Origin of the sequence: Chitinivorax sp. B (assembly GCF_005503445.1) — a bacterium.
GTDB lineage: Bacteria > Pseudomonadota > Gammaproteobacteria > Burkholderiales > SCOH01 > Chitinivorax.
The window spans coordinates 1-5,444 of sequence record NZ_SCOH01000095.1 but is presented as its reverse complement, the minus strand read 5'-3'; the positions used below and the strand labels follow the sequence as shown (position 1 = coordinate 5,444).

4 protein-coding genes are annotated in these 5,444 nt (G+C 60.7%); all 4 read left to right on the top strand.

All coding sequences use genetic code 11. The features are described 5' to 3' along the window. On the top strand, positions 1-571 hold a 571-nt coding region (locus tag FFS57_RS25465), incomplete at its 5' end, for a hypothetical protein (RefSeq protein WP_171014196.1). Beyond that, on the top strand, positions 561-1,046 hold the full coding sequence (locus tag FFS57_RS24225; RefSeq protein WP_137940402.1) for a hypothetical protein: 486 nt from the start codon (positions 561-563) through the stop codon (positions 1,044-1,046). The genes FFS57_RS25465 and FFS57_RS24225, both read left to right, overlap by 11 nt. A 120-nt stretch (positions 1,047-1,166) precedes the next feature. Beyond that, positions 1,167-1,457, top strand: coding sequence for a hypothetical protein (locus FFS57_RS24220; RefSeq protein WP_137940401.1), 291 nt, complete (start codon positions 1,167-1,169; stop codon positions 1,455-1,457). Positions 1,458-1,755: 298 nt separating this feature from the next. Then, on the top strand, positions 1,756-5,322 hold the full coding sequence (locus FFS57_RS24215; RefSeq protein ID WP_137940400.1) for a LysM peptidoglycan-binding domain-containing protein: 3,567 nt from the start codon (positions 1,756-1,758) through the stop codon (positions 5,320-5,322). The last annotated feature ends 122 nt before the right edge of the window (positions 5,323-5,444 follow it).

The window sequence follows — 5,444 nt, the reverse complement described above, 5'->3', positions numbered from 1 at the left end:
GGCCAGAGGAATTGTTGGGGTATGGTCTGGGCGGGGGATTGCTCCAGGCATTACAGAGAGCCTTGCGAGCCGAAATGTCTGGAAAACATTTAATGGTCAAGGTATAGATTTGGGCGGGGGCGCATATGGTCCCAATACAGAGATGATTGCTCAGGTCTTATCGTCTGCGGGTCCGAGAGCAGGGAAAGTCGCGGAAGCGCTCCGCTCTGGCGAGCTGGAACTAGCTTATCGCAACCTTCCGTCAAGTGTTGGTGGGAGATACTTGCCGAATAGTGGTGAGGTTTCACTTAATCGGAATATGAACTGGTCGGGCAAAAACGGTTTGTATGATGCTGTTGTGACTGCGGCTCATGAAGGTCAGCATTGGATGGATGATATGGCAGGTATTGCATCAAATGGTATGAAGCGCAATGAAATGTATTTCGAGGCGCGAGCATTCTTAACTGAGCAGCGTGTTGCCCATAGCTTAGGAAAGCCGGAACTGAGTAAGTTACATCGTTATGAGCAAAAGTACGGAAGCAGAGAAGCTGCTTGGCAAAAAATTAAGGAGGATTATGGTTATGGAAACTAATTTTAGCCAAGAGGAAAAAACTGCTGTCGAGGCGTATTTACAGGAATCAGCAACTTTTATTTCACAAGATCAATATGTGGCGGGAAGGCTTGTATTCTGGAAAAACGCGGAGTCTCTTCCTTCTATTAGGGCATGTTCATTCCGAGCTAGCGATGGGAGGTTGTACGTTCCCAATTCTGATGACGCTACGTTTAGGCAGGTATTGTGTGAAATAGGGTCGGAGATCAAGGATGCGAACCAATGGTGTAGCCTGATTGAGAAAATGTCACCACATTTCCGTCGAGCTATTAAAGGTTTTTATCCATACATGAAGGCTATTGAGCACTTTTGGCATGTTCCATCATTGCAGGACGGAGTGTTCGAAGCATTCTTTGATAATTCGACAACGGGCCGTCTAGAGAAGATTGTGATGAGGGATGGTTCAACGTTGTCTATCGAGGATGCGGGTGCCGGAGTGAAAATGAGTTTGCGCTAGCTACATTGCGGGTGCCGCTTATTGCACCTCAGTCCCAAGGTGGCCTCATGGGGAATCTTCATGAACAGGCTTGGGATGTTGCGGACAAATTGGTATACAAGATGAGAAATGGGGGCTGATATGGATCGCACCGTATTGTTGACTGAACTTGAGGAGCTGTTGAGTCAGCATCGTGATGGACTTTATACAGATGGTGAACTTGCATCTCTGTGCCTTGAGGTGATGGGAAGAGACCCATGTGGCCAAGTTTGGGAGGCATTTCCAGAGCGTGTAAAAAGCTTTTTGATTGATCGGCTTGGGAGTTTTTCTGATGCTGACGATGTTGTGACCTTTGGTCATGGTGATGCGCAAAACGTCAAAAGGGAGATGCTCCGAGTAAGAGCGTGGTTGACGGATAGCGGACTTATTTAAGTGGAACATCGATGGGGTCAGTGTCATTGATTTGGCACTGTCCCCTCCGCATGTACGGCGAACGTTTCCATCTCGCCCGCTCAACCAGCATCTGCTTTGACCGTTCCACCCGTCAGCCACCGTACAGGCGGCTGATGGCTTGTGCTCTTTCACAATCTGAAATAATGACAGTACCTTGCCCCGTCAAGCGCAGGCACTGACCACCCGCTTCGACTACAACACCAGCGGCCCTGTCGGATGCGCGGGCAGCCTGTCTGGACGTGCTGGCAGGCCGGGGGCGTTGTCGCGAACCGCTTGCATGGATCACCATGCCGCACGTTCCGCTCCTAGCCCCCAACCCGCCATCCCGACCCGTCAGACCGCCCCCGCACACCGCCAGTGCCTTGGCCAACTGATCCGCAAGACCGATCCGGAAACGGATGTGACCTACGAGAACGGCTTCCGTGAACGGGCGCAGCCGGTGACGCGTTACGGTTATGACCTGGCGGGGCGGCTGGTGAGCAAGCTGAACGCCAATGGGGTGGCGGAGACGCAGCAGGTGCTGGCGGGTTCGACCGCGCAAAGCGTCAAGGTGCAGACCAGTTGGGATGGTGCCGGTGGCATGCAGCGCATGGATTACACCGCCTTTGGCGAGACCCAGCTGCGGCAGGTGCGGGTGGACAGCCGGCTGGTGCACACCCGTTATGACTACGATGGCGCCGGCCGCTTGGTACAACAACAGCAACTGGGGTTCGACGGGCAGGGGATCACGCGGCGGCTGGAAGATGGCAGCCTGCAGAACCTGGGCGTGCTCACCGACCGCTATCGTTATGATGGCCTGGGCCGGCGGATCAGCCACAGCAATACCCTCAACGATACCGATACCACCGACTATGACAGCCTGGGCCGGGTCACCCGCACCGTCAGTGCCGGCGGCGCTGAAACCCGCTACCAATACCGCTACGTCGCCATTGGCAGTCAGGATGGCATTCTGGGGGCGGGCGGGCGTGACCTGGGCGGTTACCAGAAGACCACCACCGACGCCAGCGGCCGTACCAGCCACGAATGGGTGGATTATTTCGAGCGCACGGTGCGGCGGGTGGATCAGGGCGGGCGCCGTTTCGACTACGCCTACAACCTGGCCGGCTGGTTGATGACCCAGCGTGGCAGTGGCTATGACCAGTGGGGCGTGCAGCATCTGCAGTATCAGTATTTTGCGAACGGGTATATTCAGGCGGCTTATGACCTGACCAACAAGACTGTCTCCGCCTATTACTACGACAATGCCGGGCTGCGCACCCGCGAGACCTATGGTGCGATCGACGCCAATCGGGCGATCACGGTCTACTATCAGGATGCCACCCTGCACTATGACGAACTGGGCCGGCTGGCGCGGGCCCGTGATCGCGATGCGTTCACGGTCGACCACGAATACGACGCGCTGGGCAACCGGCGGCGGGTGCGCAGCTATCACCACGATGGCACGCAGGGGCTGCGCCAACTGGACGATTTCTGGTACAGCTATGACCGGGCCAATCGTTTCACCACCTCGATGGGGGGGCTGCTGGATACGCAGGGCAACACCCTGGTCACCAACGAACAGCGCGGCACGAGCCGCAGCGACCGCCGTTACCGCATCGACGTCACCGGTACCCAACAAGGCGTACAGTTGGCGTACGACGCGGCCGGGCAACGGGTGGCGGCCTACAGCGTCAAGAGCGGCAAGCACGAGGTGTATGCGTACCGGGCCGACGGCTTTCTGGAGACCACCGCCTTCGACGGCCAGGTGCGGGCGCGGCGCATCCTGGATCAACTGGGGCGGACCGTCACCTATCGCGACGAAGTCAACCACAAGCTCACCCACACCGAATACGACCGCGACCATCGGCTGCTGAAGGAAACCCGCTACAGCGACGGCCAGGCCGGCGAGGTCGGCCGCCATGACGTCACTCGCTATTACTATTTCAACCAGCAGGGGACGGGCAACCCGGCGGACGTGCAGAACAGCGAGGGCTACCACGGCGCGCTGGCCAAGAGCATGAGCTGGCACGGCGGCGACTGGCAGAGCACCACCAGTTACGACTACGAATACTGGGACACGGCCCGGCAGACCAACATCTGGGTCGATGCCAAGGACCGGGACGGCCGGCAGGGCCGGGTATCGCTCAGCTATGACGCCAATGGCTATATCCGGGGGGCGGCCGATCACGTCGATCACCGGGTGACCCGCTATATCACCGCCAGCAACGGGCAGATCCTGCAACGGGCAGTCGGCTTGCGCGACAAGGCGTTCACGCACTGGTACTACTATGCCAACAACCAGCGCATCGGCGACGTCGCCAACGACCCGGCGGCGCTGCAGGTGCGGCTGTCCTACGCCGAACAACTGGCGCAGAAGGACCAGACCGTCAGCCTGAGCGAACTGTACCGTAATGCCAAACCCGTCACATCAAGTGACTTCGACCAGAACTACGAACCGATCAACGAACAGTACCCGGGCAACGCCCCCGGCGCCTACACCGTGCGCGCCAGCGGCGAAACCCTGCACAGCATCGCCCGCAGCCTGTGGGGCGACGAGGCCATGTGGTACCTGCTGGCGGACGCCAACGGGCTGAAGGGCGATGAAGCGCTGACTCCGGGACAGAACCTGGTGATCCCCAACAAAGTCACCAACATCCACAACAACAGCAACACCTTCCGGCCGTACAACCCGGGCGAGGCCATGGGCCGGCTCGACCCGACCGTGCCGGCGCCGGTGGCACCACAAGGCAAGAAAGGCTGCGGTGTGCATGGCCGGACGCTGGCCGGGGTGGTGGCGGCAGTGGTGACGCTGATCGTCAGCGCCTATGCCGGGCCGGTGGTGGGGGCGATGGCCGGCAACGCCGCCGGGCAATACTCGACGATGATGATCAACGGCCAGTTCGACTACCGTCGCTTCATGACGATGCAGTCCAACCCGTTTGCCGGCTCCCGCAACGACCTGGCGGCGGTGGCGTTCGGCAACGCCGGCGAAACCGGGGCACCGGGGCAGTTCAACTACCAGAGTGTCGCCATCTCGGCGGCAGCCGCCTACGTCGGCATGGAAATCGGCGGCATGGCCGCCTCGGCGACCAACAGCGCGGTGATCGGCGCCATGACCCAGGCCGCCGTCAGCCAGGGCGCGAGCTATGGCCTGAACCGGCTGGCGGGCAATGACCCACAGTTCAGCCTGCGGGAAATGGGCGTCAACGTGGCCATGGCCGGGGTGATGCAACCGGCGTTCGGCACCGGCAAACTGCCCCAGGGCCGCCCCTGGAGCCGCCACTACCAGGGCTTCGACACCAGCATCGGCAACACCGACTGGGGCGCCGCGCTGCCCAGCAGCTTCCAGCTGGCTGGCGATGCGCTGCTGAACATGCTGCAGGCGGCGGCCAAGCACTGGCTGAATCAGGAACTCGACCGCAGCGGCCGGTACCGGGACAAGTTCGACGCCCGCACCACCTTCTGGGTGGAAGCGGCATCGGCGGCCACCCGGGGCTACCTCGATCAGCAGCAGAACCGGGCCGCCCGGCAGCAGGAAGCCAGCCAGGCCGAGCGCAGCCGGCAACTGGCGGGGGTGGCCGATCTCAAGCTGCCACAGCAGAGCCCGTTCCCGGCCGACCCCATCGCCTACCGGGACTTGGATCAGGAGCGGGACATCGACCGCTGGCTCGCACCGCCGCGGGTCAGTGACGCGGCACCCGACGCGCCGCAAGTCAGACCCACACCGGCCCCACGGCGCATCGAGCGCATCGTCGAATCGCGCCCGCAAGCTGACGGGGCGGCGACGGTGGTCTCGGCCACCCGCATCGTCCATGCTGATTTGTTGGGCAGTGCCGCCAAACACAAGGCGGCCCGACTGCCGTGATCGACTACCGCCAGGATGGGATGCAGGCGGCCGGCCTGATCGGTTTTACCGGTCAAGTCCACACCCCAGACCTGATTGGGTGGAGTAGCCCGTGGCTGGCGCTGTTTAAGCTGGCGGCGCAG

Bases quoted from the DNA above. Each gene is read 5' to 3' on its own strand.
- FFS57_RS24225 (WP_137940402.1), top strand. From the start codon at position 561: ATGGAAACTAATTTTAGCCAAGAGGAAAAAACTGCTGTCGAGGCGTAT.
- FFS57_RS24220 (WP_137940401.1), top strand. From the start codon at position 1,167: ATGGATCGCACCGTATTGTTGACTGAACTTGAGGAGCTGTTGAGTCAG.
- FFS57_RS24215 (WP_137940400.1), top strand. From the start codon at position 1,756: ATGGATCACCATGCCGCACGTTCCGCTCCTAGCCCCCAACCCGCCATC.